Source organism: Rhodocytophaga rosea (assembly GCF_010119975.1).
In the GTDB taxonomy this organism is placed as follows: domain Bacteria; phylum Bacteroidota; class Bacteroidia; order Cytophagales; family 172606-1; genus Rhodocytophaga; species Rhodocytophaga rosea.
Genome location: NZ_CP048222.1, coordinates 4,474,991 through 4,497,434 on the forward strand (window position 1 = coordinate 4,474,991; position 22,444 = coordinate 4,497,434).

The 22,444-nt window shown below is 41.1% G+C and carries 18 protein-coding genes and 1 pseudogene; 8 read left to right on the forward strand and 11 right to left on the reverse strand.

Features of this window, described 5'->3' with window-relative positions:
* The first annotated feature begins 17 nt into the window (after positions 1–17).
* On the forward strand, positions 18–1,232 hold the full coding sequence (locus GXP67_RS18540; RefSeq protein WP_232065291.1) for an oligosaccharide flippase family protein: 1,215 nt from the start codon (positions 18–20) through the stop codon (positions 1,230–1,232).
* Positions 1,229–2,134, forward strand: coding sequence for a glycosyltransferase family 2 protein (locus GXP67_RS18545; RefSeq protein WP_232065265.1), 906 nt, complete (start codon positions 1,229–1,231; stop codon positions 2,132–2,134). Before GXP67_RS18540 ends, GXP67_RS18545 begins: the two co-directional genes overlap by 4 nt.
* A 178-nt stretch (positions 2,135–2,312) precedes the next feature.
* On the opposite strand, the gene GXP67_RS18550 is transcribed toward GXP67_RS18545, so the two are convergent.
* Positions 2,313–2,993 (reverse strand): YiaD family glycine zipper/OmpA-like lipoprotein, encoded by a 681-nt coding sequence (locus GXP67_RS18550; protein WP_162444507.1) that lies wholly within the window; start codon positions 2,991–2,993, stop codon positions 2,313–2,315.
* 277 nt (positions 2,994–3,270) lie between these two features.
* Here GXP67_RS18550 and GXP67_RS18555 point away from each other — a divergent pair, with 277 nt between their 5' ends.
* The gene (locus GXP67_RS18555) at positions 3,271–4,011 is read left to right on the forward strand and encodes a PPK2 family polyphosphate kinase (RefSeq protein ID WP_162444508.1); all 741 of its coding nucleotides are present in this window, start codon (positions 3,271–3,273) and stop codon (positions 4,009–4,011) included.
* Positions 4,012–4,157: 146 nt separating this feature from the next.
* Here the strand turns inward: GXP67_RS18555 and GXP67_RS18560 are convergent.
* A pseudogene (locus GXP67_RS18560) lies at positions 4,158–5,458 on the reverse strand (acetylxylan esterase).
* 298 nt (positions 5,459–5,756) lie between these two features.
* On the opposite strand from GXP67_RS18560, the gene GXP67_RS18565 reads away from it, so the two are divergent.
* Positions 5,757–6,263, forward strand: a complete 507-nt coding sequence (locus tag GXP67_RS18565) for a hypothetical protein (RefSeq protein WP_162444509.1) — start codon at positions 5,757–5,759, stop codon at positions 6,261–6,263.
* Positions 6,264–6,363: 100 nt separating this feature from the next.
* On the opposite strand, the gene GXP67_RS18570 is transcribed toward GXP67_RS18565, so the two are convergent.
* A complete protein-coding gene (locus GXP67_RS18570) occupies positions 6,364–6,912 on the reverse strand; it encodes an NUDIX hydrolase (protein ID WP_162444510.1) in 549 nt (182 codons plus the stop codon).
* Positions 6,913–7,096: 184 nt separating this feature from the next.
* Between GXP67_RS18570 and porQ the strand changes: the two genes are divergently transcribed.
* Positions 7,097–8,167, forward strand: a complete 1,071-nt coding sequence (porQ, locus tag GXP67_RS18575) for a type IX secretion system protein PorQ (protein WP_162444511.1) — start codon at positions 7,097–7,099, stop codon at positions 8,165–8,167.
* Positions 8,168–8,239: 72 nt separating this feature from the next.
* Here porQ and GXP67_RS18580 read toward each other — a convergent pair whose 3' ends face one another.
* The 4 genes from GXP67_RS18580 to GXP67_RS18595 all read right to left on the reverse strand — a co-directional run bounded on the left by GXP67_RS18580 (position 8,240) and on the right by GXP67_RS18595 (position 15,485).
* Positions 8,240–9,127: a sugar phosphate isomerase/epimerase family protein gene (locus GXP67_RS18580; RefSeq protein ID WP_162444512.1), complete on the reverse strand. Its 888-nt coding sequence runs from the start codon at positions 9,125–9,127 to the stop codon at positions 8,240–8,242.
* Positions 9,128–9,379: 252 nt separating this feature from the next.
* Positions 9,380–11,509, reverse strand: a complete 2,130-nt coding sequence (locus tag GXP67_RS18585) for a plastocyanin/azurin family copper-binding protein (RefSeq protein ID WP_162444513.1) — start codon at positions 11,507–11,509, stop codon at positions 9,380–9,382.
* Positions 11,510–11,541: 32 nt separating this feature from the next.
* A complete protein-coding gene (locus tag GXP67_RS18590; RefSeq protein ID WP_162444514.1) occupies positions 11,542–13,416 on the reverse strand; it encodes a 3-keto-alpha-glucoside-1,2-lyase-like domain-containing protein in 1,875 nt (624 codons plus the stop codon).
* A 242-nt stretch (positions 13,417–13,658) separates the two neighbouring features.
* Entirely contained in the window at positions 13,659–15,485 is a 1,827-nt protein-coding gene (locus tag GXP67_RS18595) for a glycoside hydrolase family 9 protein (RefSeq protein ID WP_162444515.1), read from the reverse strand.
* Between the two features lie 224 nt (positions 15,486–15,709).
* Here GXP67_RS18595 and GXP67_RS18600 point away from each other — a divergent pair, with 224 nt between their 5' ends.
* Positions 15,710–15,922, forward strand: a complete 213-nt coding sequence (locus GXP67_RS18600) for a heavy-metal-associated domain-containing protein (protein WP_162444516.1) — start codon at positions 15,710–15,712, stop codon at positions 15,920–15,922.
* Positions 15,923–15,955: 33 nt separating this feature from the next.
* Here the strand turns inward: GXP67_RS18600 and GXP67_RS18605 are convergent, their stop codons facing one another.
* The 4 genes from GXP67_RS18605 to GXP67_RS18620 form a co-directional block, all read right to left on the reverse strand.
* Entirely contained in the window at positions 15,956–16,393 is a 438-nt protein-coding gene (locus GXP67_RS18605; protein ID WP_162444517.1) for a lipocalin-like domain-containing protein, read from the reverse strand.
* A gap of 50 nt (positions 16,394–16,443) precedes the next feature.
* Complete coding sequence (locus GXP67_RS18610; RefSeq protein ID WP_162444518.1) at positions 16,444–17,253, reverse strand: hypothetical protein; 810 nt, start codon at positions 17,251–17,253, stop codon at positions 16,444–16,446.
* 143 nt (positions 17,254–17,396) lie between these two features.
* Positions 17,397–19,127, reverse strand: a complete 1,731-nt coding sequence (locus tag GXP67_RS18615) for a phospho-sugar mutase (RefSeq protein WP_197901536.1) — start codon at positions 19,125–19,127, stop codon at positions 17,397–17,399.
* A gap of 151 nt (positions 19,128–19,278) precedes the next feature.
* Positions 19,279–20,052, reverse strand: coding sequence for an AMP nucleosidase (locus GXP67_RS18620; RefSeq protein ID WP_162444519.1), 774 nt, complete (start codon positions 20,050–20,052; stop codon positions 19,279–19,281).
* Positions 20,053–20,190: 138 nt separating this feature from the next.
* On the opposite strand from GXP67_RS18620, the gene GXP67_RS18625 reads away from it, so the two are divergent.
* The gene (locus tag GXP67_RS18625; protein WP_162444520.1) at positions 20,191–20,649 is read left to right on the forward strand and encodes a type I restriction enzyme HsdR N-terminal domain-containing protein; all 459 of its coding nucleotides are present in this window, start codon (positions 20,191–20,193) and stop codon (positions 20,647–20,649) included.
* A 24-nt stretch (positions 20,650–20,673) separates the two neighbouring features.
* Positions 20,674–22,407 carry an ArnT family glycosyltransferase gene (locus GXP67_RS18630; protein ID WP_162444521.1) on the forward strand — a complete coding sequence of 578 codons (1,734 nt, stop codon included), beginning with the start codon at positions 20,674–20,676 and terminating at the stop codon, positions 22,405–22,407.
* Positions 22,408–22,444 lie beyond the last annotated feature (37 nt).

Genomic DNA, 22,444 nt, shown 5'->3' on the forward strand with positions numbered 1-22,444 from the left:
GTTTTATTAGTATTTGGGTGCTTGTCCGGTTGTTAAATGCCGCCGACTTAGGCATGTGGATGCTTTATCTGACAGTTTTCGCGTTCGCCGACATGTTACGTTCAGGTAGTATTCAAACTGCTTTTATCCGTTTGGTGGCTGATAGTACATACGCTTTTGTAAAAGGCTCTGCCTGGTTCATCGCATTAGCTATAACTATGTTGCTGATTGGAATCTTTTATATATCGCTACTCATTTTTTCTTTCAGTCATGTTTTCCCTATTCCTGCTTATTATCCTGCTATACTTTTCTTTGTTTCACTGCCTTCTGCAATGGCAATATGGTTTATGCAATCTGAGGGAAAATTCAATATCATTCTTTATATCAGGTTATTAATAACCTTGCCTTTTTTACTATTCAATTTAAGTGGATTCTTCTTTCCATTTTCCTTGCTTGAAGTGATCGAGGCACATGTAATCTGTAATGCATTAGCATCGGGAATAGTTATAGTTTCAGGATGGGCTGAAATAAAAGAAATAGTATTCATTAATAAGAAATCGCTTGTATCGCTATTTCGTTTTGGGAAATATAGTGTAGGAACTTTAATTGGTGCTAATCTGCTGAAAAGTTCTGATATTTTTATGATTAACTGGTTTTTAGGCCCTTCAGCAGTAGCCTTATACACATTGCCTTATAAGTTAATAGAATTAATTGAAATCCCGATCAGGAGTTTTGCTACAACTGCCATGCCTTTATTAAGCCAGTATAGTGCCCGGAATGATATAAAAGCTGTACAAGGCGTTTTTAATCGGAACATTGGTTTTTTGATACTACTAATTATTCCTTTTGCTGTGATCGGCATGTGGTTAGCAGATAGCATATTACTAATTATAGCTGGAGAGAGTTACATGGGTTCGGCAGATATTTTCAGGTGTTTCATATTTTATAGCTTGTTTCTGCCTCTAGATAGGTTTTTGGGTATTACTCTTGACTGTTTAAATAAACCGTACTTAAATTTTATTAAAGTTGCTGCTTCAGTTATTATAAATGTGTTAGCAAATGTTTATGTATTGAATGCCTTTCAAAGTCCGGTGGCAGTTGCGGCAACTACTATTCTTACAATTATATGTGCGGTAATCATTGGTATTACCTTGTTACGCAAAATAATGGCTGTAAATTTAGTATGTATCTTTCAAGAGGGATTCCGGACCATGAGCCAGAGCTTGCATAAAATATTACCTCATAAAGTATGATACATATTTCCAGGCAGCTTCCTCTAGTATCTATTATCACGGTAAACTATAATAAGATTAGTGTTACCAGAGAGTTTCTTCAATCCATACAAAGAATTACGTATCCTCATTATGAAGTAATTGTAGTAGATAATGCAAGTATAGAAGCTGGCTTTGATGAATTGAAAAATGAATTTCCGGCAGTAATATTCATTAAAAATCCTTTCAATACAGGCTTTGCCGGTGGAAATAATGTAGGGGTAAAGGTAGCAAAAGGGGCATTTCTGCTATTTCTCAACAATGATACAGAAGTAGAAACCAGCTTTCTTAAACCATTGGTAGATTGTTTGTTGTCGGATGAGAGAATAGGAATGGCCAGCCCGAAAATAAAATATTTTGATTCCCCAGATATTATTCAATACGCCGGAGGTGTGGCAATAAATCGGGTTACTGGCAGAGGCAGATTTATTGGAAATAAAGAAAAAGATAGCTCTGCTTTCATTGAGAATACTCCTACTGAGTTAATTCACGGAGCGGCTATGATGGTTTCCAGAAAACTATTGGATACGATTGGCCCTATGGACGAACAATATTTTTTATATTATGAAGAGTTAGATTGGTGTGAAAGAGCAAAGAAAGCTGGCTTCTCTTTGTATTTTGTTGGACAGTCAGTGGTATACCATAAAGAATCGACGTCTGTGGGTAAAAACAGTGCTTTGCGGACCTATTATCTCACCCGAAACCGCTTATTATTTATACGTAAAAATTTTAGAGGATTTTCTTTTTGGAGCAGTATTACTTTTTTCTTTCTGGTTGCTTTTCCTAAGAATATATTTTTCTGTTTATTCACTGGTAAAATCAAACTGCTGGTGGCTTTTATAAAGGGTGTTTTCTGGCATTTATATCCGAAAAACTGGTCATAAATATTCAGCTATCCTCTTTCTGCATTTATTTGTGAGTTTATGAGTTGTCTCAATAGCACAAAGGGCAAATTGAAAGATGACAAAATAAAAATTCCTTCATCCACGAACCGCTTGATTAGTAGCAATAAAAACGCCGGTTTATAAACCGGCGTTTCTGATAATATCTATAAAGGATCTACTACAAATCATCTACTTTGCCTTGCTCTGCTTTTTCTTTTAATTCATCGTTAGCTACTATAATTACTTCTACCCGGCGGTTTTCCTGACGTCCTGTTTCTGTATCGTTAGAAGCAATGGGCTGATCAAAACCATATCCTTTAGTGGTTAAACGGTTGTTTTGTACGCCAATTTCTTTCAGGCGTTTTTCCACTTCTTTGGCTCTTCTCACCGAAAGTTTCTGATTATAGTTAGCATCTCCTTTATTATCGGTATGGCCTTCAATTAAAATCTCAGTGTCTTCATATTTTTTCAACACCTCAGCCATTTTAGCCAGATTTCTTTCAGATTCAGCGTTCAGCTGATCTTTATCAAAACCGAATAATATACCAGAGTCAAATTTTACCCGGATACCTTCGCCTACTCTTTCTACTACGGCGCCATCTACATTTTCTTCTATTTCTTTAGCCTGTTTATCCATGTAGCGGCCTATTACTGCACCAGCGGCACCACCTACAGCAGCGCCGATTATAGCGCCTCCGGCTGTACTTCCTGTTTTCTTACCAATAATTCCTCCGATTACTGCACCAGTTCCTGCTCCTATAGCTCCTCCCTTAGTAGTTCTGCTTGCATTACAATTCCATAAAAAAATAGCTGCCAGCAAAAAAGCTAATATACCCTTTACATTCATTACATTCTTCATATGCTTTTTATTTTATTTTTGGTTTTAACGGTTTATACTACAAAAACTAAAAATATGTTTAACTCACTTGCACAGAAATGCCTTTCTAATGTATTTTGGCTAGTATTCTAAATAATCGTGCCAGTTTTTCTATCTAGCAGTAAGTGTTTTTTTCTGGGAAGCACGAAATAATTCCTCACAACTGAGAAACAAAAAAGAGGCAGTGCCAAAACTTTATGCAACTAATTTTGATATCTTCCAGTGTAAGCCTTTACGTTGGTCCTAAATTTATTTACTTATGAAACTTAGCCATCTTCCCACCCGTGCGCCAGAAGATCTTGATAAAGAAAAAACAAAAGATCAGACCCTAACACTACTGAGCTACTTACAGGAAAAGCAAGATATATTGTACGCTCAGCAACAATACAGCTTGTTGATTGTTCTGCAAGGACTGGATGCATCCGGAAAAGATGGATTGGTGAAAAAAGTATTCAGTGGGGTAAATCCAATGGGTTGCCAGGTAAAAGCATTTAAAGCACCTACTGAAGAAGAATTATCTCACGACTTTCTATGGCGGATTCATAAATACACGCCTGCTAAAGGTATGATTCAGATTTTTAACCGATCTCATTATGAAGATGTACTGGTGCCCAGAGTAGAAGGATGGGTAAAACCGGCTGTTATTAAGAGGAGCTATGGGTATATCAATAGTTTTGAACAGTTGCTCCAGGATTCCAATACACTTATACTGAAATTCTTTCTTAATGTGTCGGAAGATAAGCAACGGGAACGTATACAGGAGAGAATTACCGATCCTAATAAACATTGGAAATATGACCCTGGAGATATGCTGGTGGTAAAGAAAAGAGATGATTATCTGGAAGCCTACCAGGATGTGGTAGAAGAATGCAGCCCTGACATTCCATGGACGATTGTACCTGCCGACCAGAACTGGTATAAGGAATATGTGGTGGCCAAAAAAATTGTGGATACTCTGGATACTTTAGATCTCCGCTATCCGGATAAGTTGAAGAAATGAGCAGAGGTAGTTAAACATTGCACATAGTACAAGAAATATTGCAAGAATCATAACGTTTGATTTTTCTCTTATTTCTAATGTCACCTCTACTTGATAGATAAAACAAATAAGCCTGCAAATTTCGATTTGCAGGCTTATTTGTTTTATCACTTGCTCATATCTACATGTAATTGTTTGAGCAGCCACTGGTCAGTTTTCTCATTTTGTTCCGGGAAAGTCCAGTGCCCGGTTTCTGGTACTACAAACACTTCTTTGGGGCAGTAATCACATTGTACACAGCATATAACGATGTTGGGGGGCAAGTTTCATCATTAAACCCCCAGGAATAATAGCCAGGCACTTTTACCCGGCGGGCAAAATTCACTACATCATAATAGCCAATGGTTTCTACTTTATCTTTTTTATTGTGAATAGCCTGGTTCGTAGGAGAAAACATATGCGGCCAACCGCCTGCCCTGCCATGCAAATAACCTGTCATGTCGCTTAAGGCCGGATAATACGCCACCAGGTATTTTACCCTTTCATCCAGGGCAGCTGTTACAATAGAAAGTGCGCCTCCCTGGCTACCTCCATATACGCCCAGATTCGTTCCATCAAATTCTGGCAAGCTGTGCAGAAAATCTACGGCACGGACACAGCCTAAATACACACGTTTGTAATAATACGTATCCTTATTATCGAGATTAAAGGTAGGATAGCCATTCAATGCCCCAGCCGACAAATGATCATATACTTCTTTTTCCATGGTAACCGGAATGCCGTGAATGCCAATCTGTAAGGTAATAACGCCTTTTTCAGCTTTTGCAATATCCCCCGTATACGGACGTATGCCTGCACCCGGAACCTGAAGCAAGGCCGGGTATTTTCCTTCTTTTTTTGGCACACATAGTATACCATACAACCTGGAATTTTTGAAATTTTGAATATTTACATGGTACACATTCACTTTTTCTGTACTACGTTCCGGTAGTAATGTCATTCGGGCATCCAGAGGAATTTTTGCTAAATCAGCTTTTCCTGTACTCCAGAATGTTTCAAAATCTGTGGGATTTTCTACGGTAGGTTTGATAGAAAGCGGATCGAATGCAGCCGTTCCCAATCCCTTATATTCTTTTCCATCCAGTTCGGCAAACACTTCGCATCGCAGAAAACCGGCTGTTTTCATCGTTCCGCCATCAATTACTGTTTTCCCTTCCTTTAAGGTTAATGGGCCGGAAAGCACTGGCGGCATTTTTTCGGGCATAACTGCATAACGCACTTTTGCTGCCTGTATAGGTACCCCAGACTGTGTAACTGATACAGTAAACCTGACTTTATCACCAGGTTTATAGGTCCAGTCTGTTCGCTCGGGTGCTACAGTAATGCGGATATATTTCTCAGTAGGTTGCGCTAATACCGACAAATAGCAGGTAATGAGCAGCAAAAGCAGGGAAAAGTGTTTCTTCATAAGGTTAGGTTATATTAAATTTTAAGATGATTGATAGGTAAAAATAGATTTTAAATTCTCAGGCACTTCAACGCCCTGGCTTTCATAACATTAAGCTGTAAACAGCCTACAAAATAGATATTTTCTATGATTCCTTCCATAAATCTTTGAAATATTCCTTGAAGGCTAACAGAATGTATGTTATAAAGCCGGAATACATTTACGTATTCAAACTATTCGCAATCAGATAAATACCTGAGAAATTCTTTACTTAGATAAGATTTTTCCGTATATTATCTTTAAACCAACCTCCTTCCACATGAAAAAGATGAATCATGCAGAATCCATTGCTGTTCGCTATGGCCTGCTTACTTGTTTAGGCTTGATAGCTTTCTTCTTGCTGATGCGCATCTTTAATCTGGCACAAAACCAGGAATTGCGGGTGCTGAACATGATTATCCTTACCATAGGAATTATTATGGCAGTTTCAAAACTCAAAAAGCTACAAGGCAACTCGATGGAATATCTGAATGGAATATCTTGCGCCATGCTTACGGCACTGGTAGGAGTAGGAAGCTTTGCGGTATTTGTATGTATTTACTTATTGATTGATACAGAGTTATTGAGCAGACTCCAGCAGACGAGCATTGTAGGCAAGTATATCAATCCCTTTTCCGGAGCAGCCGTTGTTTTTATGGAAGGAATATTTTCTGCAGCTATAATTAGTCTGGGAGTGATGCAATACTTGAAAACCTCTAAATTACAACAGATGGAAGAGGATGAGAAACGATTTAAAACGGTTATTCCCCAGACAAGCCCGCAATAATACCGATTTCAAAATATTAACAATGTATAGGCTTACTTTTACAGGCGACCGGAATATTTCTGTTGCCTGTATACAATACTTTTAAATGAGCTTCTCGATTTCAAGAAAATAATTGCATATGTTTTCTCACCATTCTCTGAATAGATTCGCTATTGTTGAGTGTACTCACCTGTTCTATCGATACCCATTCCAGAGCTTTAGATTCTGCATTTTTAACTAAAGGTTCATTGCGGCTTGCTTGTAACAAAAAACGGATATCATAATGATAGTGTGCAGGTTCTTGTAAACGGGCTGGAATCTGATGTATATCTACATCAAAAATAACCTCGGAAATCAAAGAAAAATGCTGCAAACCGGATTCTTCCCTGGCTTCCGTTAGGGCTACTTTTCTTAAGTCTGGTTCTCCGTCGGCATGGCCACCTAACTGAAACCATTTATCTAATTTATAGTGATGGATAAGTAAAACATATTTGCGGCTTTCATCTGTAATCCAGGCTGAAGCCGTGAGATGGCCTGTTAGCAAACTTCGAAGCAGGCAATCGGGATATGTTTGCGCAAAAGCGATCGTATTATTCACCATCTTGCGTTCATTTTCGTCGGAAGCGATGTAATGTTGTAATCCGACAATAATATCTTTAATAGTAATCATGAATTGAATCAATGTATATAAACAATTTAAGAAATCACGCAATTTAGTTTAAAGGTAGAAACCTAACATCAGCGCTACTATCGTACTCTTTAAAGTACTACACAAAATAGTATCTATATTTGAGTAAAAAGTTAAATTGCTCCTTCATGGCTTTAAAAATAAGACACAAGCACTAACTTTAAGCATGCAGTTTAGTTCAATTCTATTTCATGTCAGGCGGTACTTTCTGTATTTAACACTTTGTTTGTGCTGGGTAGATACAGCTGTTCAGGCGCAATACCTGGGTGGACGAACTTCATTTTCATTTGTGAATCTGCCTGGACATGCCCCATTGGCAGCTTTAGGTGGAATAAATGTATCGTTGCGCAACCAGAATGTAAATTCTTTCCTGTCTAACCCTGCTTTATTAAGTACGCAAACCGACAAACATATATCCCTGAGTTATGTGCCTTATTATGCCGGCATTAACTATTCTACGTTAGCCTATTCACATCCGCTCAAAAAAGCGGGAAGGTGGGCGGCAGGACTTCAATACATCAATTATGGGACGTTTGAGGAAACAGATGCCACCGGGGCTGTAATAGGCAGCTTTAAAGCCAGCGATTATATATTAACCACTGGATATTCTCATATCATCGGACATTATACCCTTGGAGCTAATCTTAAACTTGCTGGTTCTACCATTGCTAATTACTCAGCGTATGCAGCGATGCTGGATATAGGAGCCGTTTTTAAACATCCGGTTCATGATTTGAGTATTGGCCTTGTGATTAAAAATGCAGGATTTGCCTTAAAAGCTTACCATCCGGAAGTCTCTCTTGCTATGCCTTTTGATGTGCAGGCAGGCGTTTCTTTCAAGCCTAAATTTATGCCGCTGCGTTTTTCATTCACTGCCCATCACCTCCACCAGTTAGATATCGCCTACGATGACCCAGCCTTCAATACCACTATTGATCCCAATGGAAATAAGGTAGTAGAAAAAGTAGGAGTAGCAGATAAAATTGCCCGTCATTTTACAGTGGGAACACAAATTCTGTTAGGAAAAGCATTTCAAATACAGGTGGGATACAATCATCTCTTGCGGCAGGAACTACGGCTTATTAACCAGGCGGCAGGTTCGGGATTTTCCCTGGGTGCTTCCCTACATATTAAATCTTTCGATATAGCATATGCCAGGGGCTTCCATCATGCAGCAGGAGGAATCAGTTATCTTACTTTGATCAGCAATCTGGGAACGGTATTTAAGAAAAAATAGTCAGTAGTCATTAGAGTTTTTGACTAGCAAAGAACTATAGTAATGACTACTGACCAATAATTACTGACTAAATCACACTTTCAACTTCTTCACATTCTGGAAACTAATATTAATAGATTCCAGGGGTGGGCGTTTGCAAACATCCTGTTCTACAAAATAGTGTTTTAAACCGGCAGTTTTTGCGGCATCAAAAATCCGCTGAAAATCTATCGAACCAGTGCCTACTTCTGCGAAAGCGCGTTCTGCTGTCTTTTCCATATCTTTTACATGCCACATAGGGAAACGTCCGGGGTGTTGCTTGAATAATTCAACCGGATCTTTTCCGGCAAAACTGATCCAGTATAAATCTAATTCAATCTGCACCAGTTTAGGGTCAGTTTCTTTCAGAATCAGATCAAAAGGCATCTGGCCTTCAAGTTGTACAAATTCAAAATCGTGGTTGTGGTAACCAAATTGTAAGCCTGCTGCCTTGCATACCTCCGCCGATTTATTGAATAATTCTATATGATGTTTATAATCATCCAGTTTAGTACGTTCCTGCGGAAAGAGAAACGCACAAATCATATACTTTTGTCCTACTTCTGCGGCATCATCTACAGCCCGTTTCCAGTCGTCTTGCAGGGTGCCTTTGCTCTTCATCACATTACCAGTCGTATAATGGCCACTAGGTGCTGTTAAATTCAGGCTTTTTAAAATATCACGGAATTCTTTTGGGCTTTTGCCAAAGTATTTTCCATCAGAATAGCCAAACAATTCTACTTCACGATACCCAATATCCGCTACTTTTTTTAAAGTACCTTCCAGGTCTTTAGGTAATATTTCACGCAGAGTGTATAGCTGAAGGCCTACGTTTTTACTTGTTTTCCCAAATGCAGAAAAATCTGTAAGAAAGGTGCCTGCCAGGGCTAAGCTGCTCACCTTTAAAAATTGCTGCCGGGATATTTTTTCGGAGAATGACATATAAAAAATTTAAGAGGTTTAGAATCAATTTAATCTATAGACGATAGTCTGCAAAAATTACTGAATTACTGAATGATAGAAGGATTGAGTAAATAAAAAATAATTATTGTAATTCAGTAATTCAGTAATTCAGTAATTCAGTAATTCAGTAATTCAGTAATTCAGTAATTCAGTAATTCAGTAATTCAGTAATTCAGTAATTCAGTAATTCAGTAATTCAGTAATTCAGTAATTCAGTAATTCAGTAATTCATCATTCCGTTACTTTTAAAATACCCTGCATATTCATGTAGTGACCTGGGAAGGTGCACACATACATATAATCGCCAGGCTTGGAAGGAGCCACAAAGTAAATGGTTTCTGATGTTTGAGGTTGTAGCTGGGCAGTATGATAGAGCACTTTAGGAGTTTTTGGTATATAATCCATTTTAGCACCATCCAAGCCTAGTTTTACGGCCATTTCACCTACTGGTGTTGCTTCTCCCGGCAACGTTACTACAAAGTTATGCAACATATCATCGTTGTTGTTGAAGGTAAGCTTTACTTTGCTGCCTGCTTTCACAGTAATCTGTGACAATTCGAATTTCAGTCCAGGTTTAGTACCCAGGGTGATGGTTTTGTCCGGTCCATTGGTCCAGTCGGCAGGCATAGTAATGATACGTTTGGCTTGTGTACCAGTAGTAGCTTTTCCGGTGGTAGAAGTTTTTACAGTAGTGCCTTTTTGAGATGCACTGGCACTTGCCGAATGATTGGCATGAGAAGCCTTCACCATCTGATCGTCTTTCAACACCAGCTTTTCTCCGGAAGGTAGGTAATTTAAGGTATAATACCCCACCGAATGTAGCAAAGGCTGTTTAGTCTGGTTGCGAAGCCCTTCTGCTTTCACTTCATGGATATAGCCTTCTCTAATGCCATCTACCACCAGCCGAACTTTCATTCCATCTTCGGATACCACAATTCCCTTTAGCGTACAAGGTTTATTGTCAATAACCGGGCTACCATATTCCTGGCGGTACATATAGTTAAAACTGGTGAGGCCATACGAAGCAGCATCTTTGGCGGTAGCTTTATCAACCGGCTGGGTAAACTCAAGTTCAAAACCATCTGGCTGGGCTTTCATGGTCTTGATCTCAAACGGCATTTTACCGGTCCAAACCAGGCGTTGCAATCCATACTCATCTTTACCGGTAGAAGCCCATCCCCGGCTGGTCATGCCCACAAACATAGATCCATCGTTGCCCCATACCATACGCAGTATACCTGACTGAAAACCTTCTTTAAATGGAAATACAGCGCCCTGGTATTCGCCGTTCACCTTTTCCATAAATACCCGCATAATTTTACTCTGTCCCTGATCTCCAACCAGTACCTGTCCGGTAAATGGACCGAAAACGCCTGCCGTAGTATCCGCTAAGATAGCAGACGTGGAAATACCCAGAATACCTTGTGGAAACCATATAGCAGGTAGTTTTAGCTCTTTTACGGTTTTGGCTACTTCATACATAGGTTTGCCAGTGCTGGGCACATCTTCCGGACGAAGTTTAATATTCGACTCCGGCAGGTTAGACCATAGTAAACCAGATGGGTTTCCTACAAAATCACCGGGTTCTATGTGGGTCATGCGGCCAGAGCCTACCCAATCACCCTGGTTTTCGGAGTAGAAAACAGAACCATCGGGCAGAAAATTAAATCCGGCTGGTGAACGCATGCCAGTAGCAACCGGGGTCATCTTGCCATCCGGTGCAATTTTCAGCATCCAGCCTCTCCATTTCGATAAGGAAGCTCCTTTACCAATCCAGGCCAGATTCAGCGTAATGAGCATGTCATTGTTTGGCATAACAACCGGGCCATAGGAATATTCATGATAGTTTCCGGATAATGGCCAGGAATAAATCACTTCATAATCATCGGCTCTGTCGTCGCCATTAGTATCACGCAACCTGGTGAGTTCGCTGCGCTGGGTCAGATAGAGCGAGTTATTATGGTAAGCCAGTCCTAAAGGTTCATGTAATCCTTGAGCAAAACGCTTGAAGTAGGGAATTCCCTGGTCACGCATATAGGGGTTTTCTATTAGCCATACATCTCCTTTCCGGGTAGAAACGGCCAGCCGACCATCGGGCATAGTAGCCAAACCACCTACTTCAAGCTCTACATTTTTGGGAATGGGTACGGTAATGATTTTGTAATACTCTTCCTCCTCTGCACCAGGTTTAGAACCTTGGGCTGCATTCTGGGCAAAGCTCAGCGTAGACGAAAGGAATAGCGTAGCAGCCAGTGTTATTTTTACAAATCGCCAGCTTTTAGACAAACATTCATTCACTATATTGACAGGAACAGCAGTATTTTTAGGGGAGATTGAATGGATATTCAAATATGTTTTCATGAGTAGTAAATTCAGTTAATGAGTGAAACAGGCTACCAGATAATTCTGTATTTAACAGAAGCCTGATTGTCTTTCAGACGTACAGGGATCAGTAGTTCTTCCCGGTTTTTCGATTTGCGGATCACAGGTTTTTCTCCGCCAGTTTCCACTTCCAGGTAATACATTTTGTCGTTGATGCTATATGCGCCATCCGGCAACTGGCTGATCTTACTTCCAGATGCTACCAGACACCAAAGATTTTTAGTATCCTGCCCATTGCTTTTTACCTGAATCTGGCGGTTCAGCATCCGGTTATTATCATCTGGCAAGGTCTGGTCCTGAATGTTTAGCCCATTCATGGTATAGCGGAAGGTAGGTCTGTTGCGGGCATCTACTGAATAACCTTTGAATTGAAAATTGTCTGTTTCCTTCACAGAATCAGGCCAAACGGCATTATTACTGGCAAGCATCGCTAAAGCAGGCTCTCCAGACATGATAAGGGTACTGCCTACCGGCTTCACGATTTGAGGTTCGCCCCGGTCATGCCACATATCGGTTGCATCCAGAAAACCGCCTTTCCATACCTGGAAAAGGCTTCCCTGATTCAGATCAACAGTATAATGTATGCCGCCAGGCTCACCCACCGAAATACAATTTGTTCTTTTGTGATTATTGTCCCATATAAAGCTGCGTACCATTCTGGTTTCAGGTGTATTTACCAGAATCGGCTCTATATATTCCGGGTCAGGAAGGGAAGTAGGCAGGGCAACAGGCTGGCGTACCACGCCAGGACCTTCTACATACATACTCAGCATTGAGCGCAGCCAGGGATATTGACTCCGGAAATAATTAATAGTCATTTCGTGCGAACCAGCCTGTAAGTTGGTTTGTCCACTGGCCCATTCCTCGGGATAATGAAAGCCATCGTAACTGATAACAGGTTTGCCATCAATACTAAGTGTAGCGCCCCCCATACATTTGATTTCAAACAGATACTCTCCGCTGGAAGGCGCCTGAAACGTACCATTCAATTGCAAAGCAAAATTATTCGGGCTTTCTACGAGTTGCGCTTTTTCTTCTACCTTGCCTGATTTTTTGGCAGTTAACTGAATAAAATCAGCCTGGTTATTGAACTTGCCTTCGTAGTATTTATAAGCCAGATTATTTAACTGTACAGCTGGCTGGTCATAACGTTTGTAGCGGATATTGCGGAAGGCTACCGGACCATGATCTCCTTGAAGCATCAGCGGACCAAAGGGTTTTTCAACCTGGAAAGCGGCAGACTGGGTAGGGCCGGTCAGTTCCACATTTTCATGTACCACCACTCCATTATGAATTACTTTTATAAATCTTGCATTCTTTGTTTTTTTGCCTTGTGCATTAAAAACCGGTGCCTGAAATACAATTTTCATGGTTTGCCATAATCCGGGAGCCCGGCTAACATTTACCCTGGGTGGGTGCCCTTCGTAGCTTTTTTGTCCATCGGGTCTTTTCTCATCCCAGCGTCCGTAAATGGCGGCACAATCTGATGAGCGGGAATTGGTAACTCCCCAGCTGTCGAACAACTGAACTTCATAACGCCCCTGCAGATAGATACCAGAGTTGGAGCCTTTAGCCATCATAAAATCCAGTTCCAGTTCTATATTTCCATGTTCAAAGCCAGCAAAAATGTTATCCTTATTTTTTGAATCTGGCAGATTTACTAAAACACCTTTTCCGGAACTGACTTGTAGTGTCTGGTCTTTGCTCCGGTCGGCAGTTACATCGCCGCTTATTTTCCAGTTTCCAGCTACAGGCTTAAAGGCGCTTAAATCATCTAATGAGACTGGGGTAAACAGAAGAGATTTCTGGGCAAGGGCAAAAAAATGAGTAAAACAGCAAAAAATAAGCAGCGGAATGATTTTCCAGGAAAAACGAGAAAGAGTCATACAGGGTATTTAAACAAATTTGGTTTAGATTTTCAATGGATTTAGGTATAAAGGCTGGTATTTCTACATCAGAATGGGAACAAGGCGAAAATTTATTCTACATATGTTGTTGTAGACAGACAAAATAATGGGCAATAGTACACAATAGGGCAATTTACTTCCCTTTCTCTGGCAAATCAAGCTTTTGATCTAATTTTTGATTTTTTAGGAGAATTTGAAGAAATGCTTTATGCAAAAAGCCTTTATTTCTTCTGCCTATTGCCATACCCAGCTTTATATTGAAGAGCTTCTATAGCAGCAGCTAAATACACAAAAGGCGCATTCCAGTTAATGGCAACTTCATTGGAGGCATACGAACAATCGTTATCAGTAAACACTTCATCCGCTATGGTAGAAGTATAGGTCGTACATTTATCCTGCCTGGGGGCATTGGCATTAGGTCCGCCGGATAGTAAGCCTGGCACAGGTTCGGTTACTTTATCTGCAACAGAAGGCCGGTGATGCGGATGCATAGGTGTTTTGCTGCCATAACCGGTGAGGAAAGAATAGCCGGTTGCATTGCGCCCTAATAGATAATCCAGGTTAGTAAGCGCATAATCCAGGTATTTTTTATCGCCGCTTAACAAATAGGCTTGAATCAGCGCTATCCCCTGGTTTGCCGCAACAGAACTGCTTCCCCAGATATAATCTTTCGCTGTTTTTCCCATCACGGTGCCATACGGTTGGGCAGAAACGCCACTAATCAATTCATCACCAAACCCAATAATGCGTTTCTTCAGCTCTGCAAAATCTTTCTGGGCTATGGCACTCAAGGTTTTTTGATGTCTGGCCAGAGAATAGTATCCGAGCAAGCGTACCTGTGCCCAGGAAGGCAAAGGCATTTGAGTATCTGGAAACAGGTTTACAGCGGTATAATACTTGTCATTTTTGGTAGTGATATACAATTCTGAAGCTGCCCATATGAATTCATCGTCAGGTTTATTATCGCCATAGGCACCAGTTACTACATCGGGGTCAAACTGCTGGTTCATGGCTTCCTGTTTATACAATACATCCGGATGTTGCTCGGCCCAGGTCCAGGCTTTTTCGGCAGCGGTAATACAGGAATCAGCCAAGCCAGGTAAAGCTTGCGGAAATTTTTTGACTATCCGGCTGGCTTGGGCCATTACGGCTGCAAAATCGAGGGCAGCAGTTGTGCTTTTTTGTACCACATACCTGGGTTGTGTGGCGGCTTCCGGCATAACCATTCCATCGAACTTGGCATTGGTCAGTTTGTGATAAACACCTCCATCATTTGGGTCTTGCATGGCGAGCATCCAGCGCAGGTTCCATAATAACTCATCCAGCAGATCGGGTAATTGATTATTACTTTCTGGAATATGGAGCTGGAGCGTATCAAAATAGGCAGGAAAATCTTCGTAGGCAGCAAGCATCGTACCCATGGTAATACCACTGTTTACAATGTATTTGTTATAATCGCCGGCATCATACCACCCATATGGGGCAGATATCTGAGTTCCGGTAGGCCGTTGCGTTGAAGCAGCAGAAGGATGGATAAGTACTTTATCATCCGGATGACCAGCAGCCCTTGCCCATTTTCCGGCATATTTCTCTGGCAAAGCGGTAGACATGCGTTGAAAATAATAGGATTTGATAGCCGCTGCAGTTAAAGGAGTGTGAATTTGGTTTGTGATCTGAAATGGATAAGAATGTCCGATTTCCGGAATCCAGAGAACATACTTTCCAGGTTGGATGAAGGCTGAAAAATCGGCCATCCGGGTTTGTTTGCCTGAAAAGGGAGAAGTACGGGGTTCGCTCAGTTTGCCTGTAAAAACGGTACGCTGCAAATCCGGGGTAGCAATATAATACGTAGTTCCTCCTTCTTTCACAAGTACAGCCATTTTGGGCGCTTTCGGATAGAAACCAATCTGGTTTAGGCGGATGTCTTCAGATAACTGGCTTTGTTTGAGCTGCGTAGAAAGAGCATTATTTTTCTGGGCAATGCTGTCAAGATGAATAACTAATAAAGTAAGTAAAAGAAAAGCAAAACGGCAGTACCGGGTAATCATTTGGGAAGAAACAGGGTTTAGGTTAAAAAATGAACAATAAAGTAAAGCACCCGTTTTCTAAAAACCTATCATCTGCCACAAAATTATATACATCAATCTGGTTTTTATGTAAAGCAGCTATGAAATGATCTGCCTACCTTTGTAAGGTACATTCACAGGAACAGCAAAAAACTGGTATCCCATTGAAATACTAATTAGAAAGCATTCAATTAAAATCAGTATCTATGAAAACGCTAAAATTTAAAACCAATATTAAATGTGGAGGTTGTGTGGCTGCAGTAACGCCTCACCTCAATGCCCTGGAAGGCATAGCTGGAAACTGGCAGGTAGACTTACAAAATCCAGACCGGGTGCTTACTGTAGAAACCGGAAATGCCGGACCAGATAAAATTAAAGATGCCATTCAAAAGGCTGGCTATAAAGCGGAACAAGTATAAATAGAAAAGGCAGGAATAGATTTCCTGCCTTTTCTATTTTGTGGTCAGGGTAAACGCATAACTCAAACCTTCTGCTGCTACAGTAGTATATTTGAAGGTCGATTGATTTAATTCCTGGATCACTAATTTCTGTCTTTCCTGATTGGCTAGTAGAATAGTAAGGGTATCTGGTGTGGTTTCCCAGGAGAAAGCCTGAGCTTGTTTGCCGCAACTGGTATCATAAAAATCCAGTGTTCCGCTTTTTTCTTTTGAAAAAGTGATTTCTGTAAACTTCTGGCAATCGTCCAGGGCTTGGCTTACTCCATTAATGCTCACACTGCTGATCTTCCAAATTCTGGAGGTATTCCCGCTAAGCTGATTGAGCTCTACCAGAGGATTGGTAGAAACAGGCTTTTGTTCTTGTACAGGCGTGCATTGCCAGAGAGAAAATAGGCTGCAAGTGATAAAGGAGATATAAATTGTAGATTTCATAAGGCTGAATTTTGGTCATTGGTCAATGGTCATTTGTAGTACTCCTAAAGCTAATCGCTGATGACCAGTAGAATATCCTTGATGGTATATCCCATTCGAAGACTCTGACTGGTTCCTGGGATTTTTCGCCATTCTTCTACCATTACAGCGATTGCATACGCACCCTGTAAAACTGGCTTATTCCAGGTTAACTGCCCGGTTTGAGGGTTGAGAGTAAATGTGCAGTCTGTACAAAGGAATTCAGGAGAACGGTAACCTTCCACATTCCGCCAGGCATTTTGCATGGGAGTAATGAGTTTGTATACCAGGGAATCTCCATCCGGATCAATGGAAGACAAATCTGCTGTTAATGCTTTGTTCACTTTTCCGGATACAGAAGCCATAGTATCTGCAGGAGCTGCAGAACTGTTAATGCCCAGAAAGGAGTTGACATATATTTCTGTTTCTATATAGAATGAGGTATTAATAGAGGAAAACATATTCAAAATATTTCCGCTCCGGTTATCGATCCTAACAGCTATCTTATTACGCACACCTCCAAAAAATGAGACTTCCGGAAAGGTATATATAGTTGAATATAAAGCCAGTCCAACTTGAGAGCCAGGTTTCGGATTCATATACTTTCGCAAAGGCAACATAATTTGCTGCGCTTCAATACCATAGATAAAAACTTGCTGCTCAGGTACAACCGGCACCCCACCGATATCATAAAATAGTCCTACCGTGATTTCATAATCATTGCGTTGCAGCCATTTATAAGCAATATAGCCGCCACTAATATGGGTAGCCCAGGAGGAAGAACATAGCAGGAATAAGCAAATGAACAGGCTTAGCTGTAAGGTGCGGACATGGGTTTTCATCTGGATAGGATGATTGAAAAGCTGGTTGAAGACTTGGAATAAATCTCAGAAATACACCTGTTTAACCCAATGCCCTTATAAAACGAAAAAGAGGCAGACACAAGTATCTACCTCTTCTGGTATTTTTTGAGTTAAAACTTCCTCTATTTCAGGCTCATTTCTTCTACAATCGCTTTTACTTTTTCTTGTAATTGCACAGCTACCTGGTCGAAATCCTCTTTGCGTTTGAGCGGTGCATTTACGCTGAAATAGAACTTAATTTTCGGTTCTGTTCCTGATGGACGGGCAGAAATTTTGCTTCCATCTTCGGTAATAAACTGCAAAACATCCGACTTATCAAAATTCATTGGAGTGGTTTTTCCAGTTGGCACATGAGTTTCCATACGGTTTTCGTAATCCTTAAGGTAGAGCAGCGGCGAACCATTAATCGTTTTAGGCGGATTGTTGCGTAAGTTCACCATCATTTGCTTGATCTCCTGGGCACCGGTCATGCCTTTTTTGGTGAGAGAAACCAGCGTTTCGTAGTAGAAGCCGTATTGCATATACACTTCCATTAGCATATCAAACAAACTGATGCCTTTGTCTTTGGCATAAGCCACCAGTTCAGCGATCATCGCACAGGAAGTAATGGCATCTTTATCGCGTACAAAATCACCTACCAGATAGCCATAACTTTCTTCGCCACCGGCAATAAATTTCTTCTTGCCTTCCAGGTCACGCATGATTCCGGCAATGTATTTAAAGCCAGTAAGCGTATTGAAACATTCTACGCCGAAAGATGCCGCCATTTTATCAATCAGGTCAGTAGTTACGATGGTTTTTACCACGTATTCCTTCCCGGTAATCTTGCCGGATTCTTTCCAGGCTCTCAGCATATAATAAATCAGCAAACTACCAGTCTGGTTGCCATTCATGAGCTGGAATTTGCCATGATGATTCTTTACAGCAATTCCCACCCGGTCAGCATCGGGGTCGGTAGCCATTACCAGGTCAGCATCGAGTTTTTCGGCTTGCTGCAAAGCCAGGCTCAGGGCTTCTTTTTCTTCCGGATTGGGATAAATCACGGTTGGGAAATTGCCATCTGGGGTAGCTTGTGCTTCTACCACATGCACATTGGTGAAGCCCATCTTCTTTAATACCTGTGGCACCAGTGTAATGCCAGTTCCATGAATCGGAGTAAATACAATTTTCAGGTCTTTTTGCCGTTGAATCGCATCTTTTGAAATGGAAAGCGAAAGAATATTGTCGATATATACTTTGTCAATTTCCTCACCAACCAGTTCTACATTGCTATCCACACGCTGGAATTTTACTTCATCTACCGATTTTATTTTCTCTACTTCCTTGATCACATTTTTATCATGGGGCGCAATCAGCTGAGCGCCATCGTTCCAGTAAGCCTTATAGCCGTTGTATTCCTTAGGATTATGTGAAGCCGTTACCACTACACCGCTCTGGCATCCCAAATGGCGAATAGCAAAAGACAATTCTGGAGTAGGGCGAAGTTCTTTGAAGAAATATACTTTGATACCATTGGCAGAAAACACATCGGCAGTGATACGGGCAAAATAGTCGCTGTTGTTGCGGCTGTCATGGGCAATCGCTACTTTCAGTTGCTCACCAGGAAAACTGATTTTCAGATAATTGGCTAATCCCTGGGTAGCCATTCCGACCGTGTATTTATTCATCCGGTTGGAGCCTACCCCCATGGTACCCCGTAATCCACCGGTTCCGAATTCAAGGTCTTTGTAAAACGCATCAGCCAATTCGGTTTCGTTACCGGCGCTGATGAGTTGCTGAATTTCCTGTTTGGTCATGGGGTCGTAGTTGCCGCTGAGCCAGGTATCAATTTTCGATTGGATTGCTGTTTCCATGCAGATTTGTGAGTTGATTTTTAAACATGCATTTATACTGCCGGATTAATAATAGCATATGTCAGGCAGTAATTCCTAGATATTCAAATTTTTTGCAAGCTAATAAATTAATTGTCCCTTTAAATGGAAAGCGATTAATAATTGAAACCGCTTATTCAAACCGCAGGTGTTTCACCGACTCTCCGGAATGCGCCAGTTCCTGCAGGGCATCAATGCCGATCTGCAAATGCTTGTTTACAAACTGCGATGTAATCCGCTTATCACTTTCTGAAGTTTTTACACCCTCCGGTGTCATGGGTGTATCGGATACCAGCAGCAAGGCACCATGCGGAATTTCGTTGGTAAAGCCCACAATAAAAATAGTAGCCGTTTCCATATCAATGCCCATGGCACGTATTTTCTTCAGATATTCTTTAAACGCATCATCATGTTCCCACACCCGGCGGTTGGTCGTGTATACAGTACCAGTCCAGTAATCGAGTTCATATTTTTTGATCATGGAGGAAACAGCTCGTTGCAGACGAAAGGAGGGGAGAGCCGGAATTTCTGGCGGCATATAATCATCACTGGTTCCTTCGCCCCGAATGGCGGCAATTGGCAGAATCAGGTCGCCCGGCTGGGTTTTCTTTTTCAGTCCGCCACATTTTCCCAGGAACAGCGCAGCTTTGGGTTTTACAGCCGATAATAGATCCATCACGGTTGCCGCCATGGCACTACCCATCCCAAAGTTGATGATGGTAATATTATTGGCCGTAGCCGTTTGCATCGGTTTACCCTGACCTATAATTTCCACATCAAACTGGTTGGCAAACATTTCTACATAATTGTGAAAATTCGTGAGCAAAATGTACTCACCAAAATCTTTCAGTGGCCTGCCAGTATACCGGGGAAGCCAGTCTTTTACTATTTCTTCTTTGGTTTTCATATGCTATAATTTTCCATTCAGGCGTCGGTATGGCTTTGGTTGAACGGTTATACTTTGTCAGGGTAATTCACGTTTTTAAAGAGCGATAAAACCTCAGGTTTTGCAGCATTCGTCGTTTGTAATTCGTAATTTTGCCTCATGATTGCCTTAAATCTGCCACCATACGAACACAAAATTAAGAAGAAGGATGATAAACTCTTCATTTTTGACATATTACGCAAAAAGTATGTCTTTTTAACCCCTGAAGAATGGGTACGGCAACATTTTGTGCATTTTCTGATCAATAAATACCATTATCCCAAAGCCTTAATGAAAGCGGAAGGTGGCCTCAAATATAATAATCTGCCTAAACGGACGGATCTGGTCATTTTCGATTCAGTAGGAAAGCCTTTGATTGTAGTTGAATGCAAGGATGTATATGTACCTATTACGCAAGCCGTATTTGAGCAGGCAGCCAGGTATAATTATATCTTAAAAGCACCTTACCTGATTGTAGTAAATGGCCTTTCGTATCATTGCTGCCGCATCGACCATGCCAGCCAGAGCTATCAATTTCTGGAGGATATCCCTATGTATATTTCCCCGGTTCTTTCTTAATCATCCACCTGTTTTACTGCTGCTTTGAAATCAACCGCTACTACTCCAACTACGCAATCAAATCCGGTTACTGTTTTACTTGCTTCTGAAAATCCCTGGCTCAAATGGCTGCCTTTTGTGGGTATTTATGTGGTATATGGTATTGGACTATTTCTGGATGTAATGGATGTAGATGCCACTCAGTATGCTTCGATGTCGCGGGAGATGCTGGAGACTGGTAATTTTCTCAAACTCTATAACCGCTACGAAAACTACCTGGACAAACCACCACTTATTTTCTGGCTTTCGGCATTGTCCTATAAATTATTTGGGGTATCAAATTTTGCTTACAAGCTTCCTTCGTTTCTATTCTCTTTGCTGGCAACCTATTCTACCTATAAGTTAGCTAAACTCTATTATAACAAAGAAACAGGCTACATAGCGGCTCTGGTATTAGCTTCCTGTCAGGCTTTTTTCCTGTTCAACCACGATGTGCGTACTGATACCAATTTAACTGGGGCAGTCATTTTTGCTGTCTGGCAACTGGCGGTATTCAATCAGACTGGTAGTTTTCTGAACCTCATTCTGGGATTTACCGGGGTTGCCTTAGCCATGCTGGCGAAAGGTCCGATCGGCGTAATGGTGCCTGCACTTGCCTTTACTACTGATTTTATACTCAAACGGCAATGGGCTTCTTTTTTCAGGTGGCAATGGCTGGTGGGTCTGGTCTGGGTAGGAATAGTATTGCTTCCCATGTGTATTGGCTTATATCAGCAATATGATGCCCATCCGGAAACCGTAGTAAATGGCCAAACCGGCGTGTCTGGCTTGCGGTTTTTCTTCTGGACACAAAGTTTCGGGCGGATTACCGGGGAAAATGTATGGAAAAATAATGCGGATTTCTTCTTCTTCATGCATACCTTTTTATGGAGTTTTTTGCCCTGGTCACTGCTGTTTATTGTGGCCTTTTTCAGGAAAACGGTGGCTTTATTCCGGCAGAAGTTCAGAATTAACTCCGAAGAGGAAGCCCTTACCTGGGGCGGTTTCCTGTTTCCATATATTGCTTTATCTTTATCTAAATACCAGTTGCCACATTATATTTTTGTACTGTTTCCACTGGCGGCCATCCTGACCGGGAAATACCTCTACGAAATCATTACCAACTCTTCTCAGACCAGAGTATTCACAATATGGAAAAGCATACAGTTATTTGTGATACTCATCGTCTGGACGGCCATTGCTTTATTGGTGCTTATTTCTTTCCCGTTGAAAAATGCATTTCTATGGCTGATCCTTCTGGCCTTTTTTAGTGGAAGTTTATATATGTTCTGGAAAGGGAAAACAGCTTTTAGCAAGCTCATACTACCTTCTTTGATTGGTATTACCGGCGCTAATTTTGCGTTGAATGCACATGTCTATCCGGAGTTATTCAAGTATCAGTCGCCAGCGGTGGCGGCCAGGTATGTGCTGGAACACGGCATCGATCAGAACCAGTTTTATTACTACAAAGCTTATATGTATTCCCTGGATTTATATAGCCGCAAGATTATTCCTTCTCTCACCGAAACCGGTACTCCTGGTGCAAGACATCCCGGAAGCACTTACTGGGTATATACCAATACCGAAGGTTTGAATATTATCCGGGCCTTACAGGTAAATCCTGAAATCGTAGCAACTTTCGACCATTTTCATGTTTCCACCCTCACCTTGCCTTTCCTCAATCCCAATACCAGAGATAAAGCGGTGGAAAAACGGTATCTAATTAAGGTAGAAAAGTAATTGAAAATAATTGAATATGGGTTAAGTTGATTAGATA

Coding starts and splice junctions, on each gene's coding strand:
- GXP67_RS18550 (WP_162444507.1), bottom strand. CDS start 2,993: ATGAAGAATGTAATGAATGTAAAGGGTATATTAGCTTTTTTGCTGGCA.
- porQ (WP_162444511.1), top strand. CDS start 7,097: ATGCAGTTTAGTTCAATTCTATTTCATGTCAGGCGGTACTTTCTGTAT.
- GXP67_RS18590 (WP_162444514.1), bottom strand. CDS start 13,416: ATGACTCTTTCTCGTTTTTCCTGGAAAATCATTCCGCTGCTTATTTTT.
- GXP67_RS18595 (WP_162444515.1), bottom strand. CDS start 15,485: ATGATTACCCGGTACTGCCGTTTTGCTTTTCTTTTACTTACTTTATTA.
- GXP67_RS18615 (WP_197901536.1), bottom strand. CDS start 19,127: ATGGAAACAGCAATCCAATCGAAAATTGATACCTGGCTCAGCGGCAAC.
- GXP67_RS18545 (WP_232065265.1), top strand. CDS start 1,229: ATGATACATATTTCCAGGCAGCTTCCTCTAGTATCTATTATCACGGTA.
- GXP67_RS18580 (WP_162444512.1), bottom strand. CDS start 9,127: ATGTCATTCTCCGAAAAAATATCCCGGCAGCAATTTTTAAAGGTGAGC.
- GXP67_RS18565 (WP_162444509.1), top strand. CDS start 5,757: ATGAAAAAGATGAATCATGCAGAATCCATTGCTGTTCGCTATGGCCTG.
- GXP67_RS18620 (WP_162444519.1), bottom strand. CDS start 20,052: ATGAAAACCAAAGAAGAAATAGTAAAAGACTGGCTTCCCCGGTATACT.
- GXP67_RS18605 (WP_162444517.1), bottom strand. CDS start 16,393: ATGAAATCTACAATTTATATCTCCTTTATCACTTGCAGCCTATTTTCT.
- GXP67_RS18570 (WP_162444510.1), bottom strand. CDS start 6,912: ATGATTACTATTAAAGATATTATTGTCGGATTACAACATTACATCGCT.
- GXP67_RS18555 (WP_162444508.1), top strand. CDS start 3,271: ATGAAACTTAGCCATCTTCCCACCCGTGCGCCAGAAGATCTTGATAAA.
- GXP67_RS18585 (WP_162444513.1), bottom strand. CDS start 11,509: ATGAAAACATATTTGAATATCCATTCAATCTCCCCTAAAAATACTGCT.
- GXP67_RS18625 (WP_162444520.1), top strand. CDS start 20,191: ATGATTGCCTTAAATCTGCCACCATACGAACACAAAATTAAGAAGAAG.
- GXP67_RS18610 (WP_162444518.1), bottom strand. CDS start 17,253: ATGAAAACCCATGTCCGCACCTTACAGCTAAGCCTGTTCATTTGCTTA.
- GXP67_RS18600 (WP_162444516.1), top strand. CDS start 15,710: ATGAAAACGCTAAAATTTAAAACCAATATTAAATGTGGAGGTTGTGTG.